The 4,775-nt window shown below is 69.3% G+C and carries 4 protein-coding genes; 3 read left to right on the top strand and 1 reads right to left on the bottom strand.

Annotated elements, in window-relative coordinates; translation table 11 throughout:
• Positions 1 to 180: 180 nt before the first annotated feature.
• A complete protein-coding gene (locus BKN37_RS25790; protein WP_083342052.1) occupies positions 181 to 819 on the bottom strand; it encodes a TetR/AcrR family transcriptional regulator in 639 nt (212 codons plus the stop codon).
• A 114-nt stretch (positions 820 to 933) separates the two neighbouring features.
• On the opposite strand from BKN37_RS25790, the gene BKN37_RS25785 reads away from it, so the two are divergent.
• The 3 genes from BKN37_RS25785 to BKN37_RS25775 are packed head-to-tail and all read left to right on the top strand — an operon-like array spanning position 934 to position 4,705.
• Complete coding sequence (locus BKN37_RS25785; protein ID WP_071029985.1) at positions 934 to 2,004, top strand: oxygenase MpaB family protein; 1,071 nt, start codon at positions 934 to 936, stop codon at positions 2,002 to 2,004.
• Entirely contained in the window at positions 2,001 to 3,347 is a 1,347-nt protein-coding gene (locus BKN37_RS25780; protein WP_242657363.1) for an oxygenase MpaB family protein, read from the top strand. Before BKN37_RS25785 ends, BKN37_RS25780 begins: the two co-directional genes overlap by 4 nt.
• Positions 3,348 to 3,361: 14 nt before the next feature.
• The gene (locus BKN37_RS25775; RefSeq protein WP_095407211.1) at positions 3,362 to 4,705 is read left to right on the top strand and encodes a replication-associated recombination protein A; all 1,344 of its coding nucleotides are present in this window, start codon (positions 3,362 to 3,364) and stop codon (positions 4,703 to 4,705) included.
• Positions 4,706 to 4,775: the final 70 nt, after the last annotated feature.

The following is a 4,775-nucleotide window of genomic DNA, read 5'->3' as shown; positions in this document are numbered from 1 at the left end:
CCCGGCGGCTGCGGGGGATACCCCGCCGGCGGGCCGTAGCCCCCCGGCGGATAGTTGCCGGGATACTGCGGGGGCTGACTCATCACCGCTCCTCCGTGGCCGTGGGTGCCAGCACAACGTTACCGTTGGGCTCGGCCCCGACGAACGCAACGTGATCTGCCGGAAACCATCGACGGCGCGTTAGGTGCTGGCATCGGCGCCGGATTGCGCGCCCAGGATCGCGTTCGCGCTGACCGCAAGCGCCGCGGCGCGGTCCAGCAGGGACTCCTTGCGCATGGCCGGTGGGCGGTCGACCGCGATGCGCAGCGCGACCTGCAGCATCATTCCCATCCCCAGATAGAGGATTTCGTCGACCTCGGTGTCGGACAGGTGCGGATAGTGCTGCAGCAGCGCCAACCGGGCGAGGTGATGCAGGTGCCCCTCGATGGTGGGTAGCACATTGCTCTGAATCCCCAGCGGTAGGTCGTTGATCACCGCGCCCATCACGCCGCGGTGGTCCTCCAGGGCGTCGACCAGTGCGGACAGCACGTGTCGGGCGCCGACCACCGCATCCAGGGCCAAGCCCTCGGCCAGGGCAGCGACGAGCCGACGCATGATGTCGTCCTCGGTGCGGGCGCGCAGTGCGACGACGATCGCGTCCTTGTTATCGAAATAGCGGTAGACGGTGCCGATGCTCAAATGGGCGTGTTTGGCGATCTGGTTCGTCGACACAGCGTGATAGCCGTCCCGATCAAGAAGCTGAGCGGCCGCATCCAAAATTTCGTCGATGGTCTGTTGGGAGCGCTTCTGAATCGGAGTACTACGTCGTGACCTGGCCATATAGCAGTCACCTTCTTCTGCTGGAGCGCAGCCAAAAATGAGTAGAAGTCGAGTTCAACTCAATTTTAGGCTGGATGTGAGCTAGGGCACAACACCGGAGAGGGCGGCTGGGCCATGGTGTCGGTTGATGACGTGATTCGCAAGGTGAGTCCGTTCGATGCGGTGATCCGCTGGCTGGTGCCGCTGGACGGGCCGGTGCCGGACGTGTCGCCGCTGTGGGCGGAGCTGCGCCGACGCCCCACCGCCGTGTTGAATCCGATGGATCTGTTTTTCGAGATCCAGCGGCCGGAGTACTTCAGGAAGGCCCGGTTCGACGGACCGCTGGGGGACCCGGGCTGGTTCGGCCCGGACAGCGCCGCCTGGTACGTGCACACCCACACCCCGTCGGTGGTGGTCGGCATGATCAACACCGCGCTGATCGACATCTTGCACCAGGACATCCAGTACGCGGTCTATGACCATTCGAAGCTGGTCGGGCGCCGGCCCGACGGCACCGTGCGCTCGGGCACCTTTTCCAGCAGCGGCCTGGTGGTGCGTGCGGCACACACGTTTTCGTTCTTCACCGGGGTCGTCTATGGCTCCACCGAAACCGCAGAGTCGTTGTGCCAAACCGTCAAGGCCATGCACCACCGGGTCAAGGGGACCCGCCCCGACGGCAAGCCGTACGACGCCGACGACCCAGAGTTCTTCCGCTGGACCTACGCCACCGTGGTCGACGGGCTCGCCGGCGCGCACCAGCGCTATCACCCGCAACCGTTGCGCGGCACCGACCTGGACCAGTTTTACCGGGAGTACTCGCGGGTGGGCGAGGCGCTGGGCGGGATCGGCCTGCCGCAAAGCAAGGACGAATGCCGCCGGGTGCTGATCGAATCCCCGTCGGCGGCCGAGGTGGGGCTCAACGCCGACAACGGCAAGTATCTGCAGTTGCTGAACCCGCCGGGGATCACGCCGCTGCGCCCGGTCTATGACTTCGCCTACTGGGTGATCATGGATATGATGCCGCCGCCGGTGCAGCACGCGGTCGGCTTCCGGCAGCCGAATCCGTTGGTGCGCCAGGGCTATCGGCAGCTGGCCCGAGCCTTGCTGAACGCGCCGCGGATGCTGGGCGAGATCCGGGAGGTGCAGGCGGCGTGGCGCCGGGTCTCGGTGGCGCCGGCCCGGATTCCGGAACGGACCGCGTCGTGACCGTGATCGCGCCCGGTGGGCATCCCTACGACTACTACTACCGGCCGGGTATGCCGCTGCGTCCGCCGCCGCCGCGGCTGCAACCCGATCCCGCCTGGGCCGATCTGCCGGTGTTCGATGACTTCCGGCCGGCGGCGCCGACGCGCCGTCAACGCGACCTGCTGGAGTTGTTCATCGATCACTACTGGCAGGGCGATGCGTTGATGGACGCGGTGGTGGAGCGGTTCCGGGTGATCGGGGTGGCGCACGGTCGGCGACTGCTGGATCAGGCGCTGGCCCGCGGTATCGACAGCCTGGATGACCCGCCGCCCGAGCTGGTGGATCTGTTTGCCAGCCTGGACAATCCACCCGAGTGGCACGACGCGAAAGAGTGGGAGCGCGGCCGACGGCTGTGGGTCGACTGCTCGCTGGCCGGCAAGGTCGGGATGGTCATCCAGGACGCGATCGGGACCTTCGTCGGCGCCGAGGTGTCCTCGGCGACCGGAGCCACCAAACGCTTCGTCAACGCCCCGTTGGTGCGTAACGTGGAGACCGCCAAATGGTTCCACGACGCCACCAAGCCGGGTTTCCTCGACCGCTACGGCCCGGAGTTCCGGGAAACGGTGCGGGTGCGGCTCATGCACTCCCAGGTGCGGCAGGGGCTGCGGCGCTCCTGGGGCGACGAGCATTTCGGCTATCACGGCAACCCCATCTCGACCAGCCTCACCATGGGCGCCGCGGTGACGTTCGGTCTGCTGCCGATGCTGACCGACCACAACCACGGCCGGAAGCGGCACACCGCCGAGTTGGATCTGGTCATGCGGTACTGGTCGTATATCGCCTACGTTTTCGGTGTCGCGCCCGAGATCATCCCCACCACCGCCGCGGACGGCATCATGCTGGCGGACTACGCGACAGCCACCGCCGGCGGACCCACCGACTGGACGGCGCAGATGACCCGGGCGGCCTCGGACAACCTGGCGACGATCGCGGGCGTGCCCGGCATGCTCGCGCGCGCCGCGGTGAGCCCACTGGTCGGTGCGGTCGCCTACTACAGCGGTGATCCGCTGGCCCGCGCCTTGGTGTCGGCCACCCCCTACCGTGACGTGCCCATCCAGCCGTGGAAGACGCTGACCGGCCTGGCGGTTCACGCCTGCGTCAAGTCTCGGATGGTGCTGGATCGGGTGCCGGGGGCTGGGCTTCGGCGGGCCGTGCGCGCGGCGCGCGGCGATCCGTGGGAGTCGCTGGCGGTGCGCGCCGCCGAGCTGGCGGCCCGGCGCCGGGGGATCACCGGCACCCCTTACCGCCACCACGACGACACCCCCAACACCCCGGTCGGGTGCCCGGTGCGTGCTCCGTCGTAGCCGCTCCCCGTGGTATGTCTGAAACCGTGTCCGACGGTCTGTTCGACGTGCCCGGCGCCCCGCCCGTGCCCGCCGGCGACCGCGGCGTGCCGGCCGGCGCGCCGCTGGCGGTGCGGATGCGCCCGGCGTCGCTGGACGAGGTGGTCGGGCAGGACCACCTGCTGCAGGACGGCTCGCCGCTGCGCCGGCTGGTCGACGGCTCCGGCGCGGCCTCGGTCATCCTCTACGGCCCGCCCGGCACCGGCAAAACCACGCTGGCGTCGCTGATCTCGCAGGCCACCGGGCGTCGTTTCGAGGCGCTGTCCGCGCTGAGCGCCGGGGTCAAAGAGGTGCGCGCGGTGATCGACGTGGCCCGCCGCGCCGCCGCCCACGGTGAGCAGACCGTGCTGTTCATCGACGAGGTGCACCGGTTTTCCAAAACCCAGCAGGACGCGCTGCTGTCCGCGGTGGAGAACCGGGTGGTGCTGCTGGTCGCGGCCACCACCGAAAATCCGTCGTTCTCGGTGGTCGCGCCGCTGCTGTCGCGGTCGCTGATCCTGCAGCTGCGGCCGTTGGGCGCCGAGGACATCCGCACCGTCGTGCAGCGCGCCATCGACGACCCGCGCGGGCTGGGTGGCCGCGTCACCGTCGACCCCGAGGCCGTCGAGCTGCTGGTCCGGTTGGCCGCCGGGGACGCCCGCCGGGCGCTGACCGCCCTGGAGGTAGGCGCCGAAGCCGGCGACCAGGTCGGTGTCGAGACCATCGAGCAGTCGCTGGACAAGGCGGCGGTGCGCTATGACCGCGACGGCGACCAGCACTATGACGTCATCAGCGCGTTCATCAAATCGGTGCGCGGCTCCGACGTCGATGCCGCCCTGCACTACCTGGCCCGGATGCTGGTGGCGGGGGAGGACCCGCGGTTCATCGCGCGGCGGCTGATGATCTTGGCCAGCGAGGACATCGGCATGGCCGACCCGACCGCGCTGCCCACCGCGGTCGCCGCCGCGCAAACCGTGCAGCTGATCGGGCTGCCCGAGGCCCAGCTGACCCTCGCGCACGCCACCGTGCACCTGGCCACCGCACCCAAATCCAACGCCGTCACCACCGCGCTGGGCGCGGCGATGGCCGACATCAAGGCCGGCAAGGCCGGCCTGGTGCCGCCGCATCTGCGCGACGGCCACTACTCGGGGGCGCAGGCGCTGGGCAACGCGGTCGGCTACCGGTACTCCCACGACCACCCCGACGGTGTTGTGCCGCAACAGTATCCACCCGATGAGCTGGTCGGCGTGGACTACTACCAGCCCACCGGCCGGGGTGGCGAACGCGAGATCGGCGGCCGGCTGGAACGGCTGCGGGCGATCATCCGCCGGCGCCGCTAGCCCCCTTGCGCCGAGTGGGAAATCCACGACGCGACACTCCGGCGACGCGTCGTGGATTTCACTCTCGACG

Origin of the sequence: Mycobacterium talmoniae, from assembly GCF_001854525.1 — a bacterium.
GTDB lineage: Bacteria > Actinomycetota > Actinomycetes > Mycobacteriales > Mycobacteriaceae > Mycobacterium > Mycobacterium talmoniae.
The sequence above is the reverse complement of the archived record's forward strand: the minus strand, read 5'-3'. Positions and strand labels throughout refer to the sequence as shown.

Bases quoted from the DNA above. Each gene is read 5' to 3' on its own strand.
- BKN37_RS25775 (WP_095407211.1), top strand. From the start codon at position 3,362: ATGTCTGAAACCGTGTCCGACGGTCTGTTCGACGTGCCCGGCGCCCCG.
- BKN37_RS25785 (WP_071029985.1), top strand. From the start codon at position 934: ATGGTGTCGGTTGATGACGTGATTCGCAAGGTGAGTCCGTTCGATGCG.
- BKN37_RS25790 (WP_083342052.1), bottom strand. From the start codon at position 819: ATGGCCAGGTCACGACGTAGTACTCCGATTCAGAAGCGCTCCCAACAG.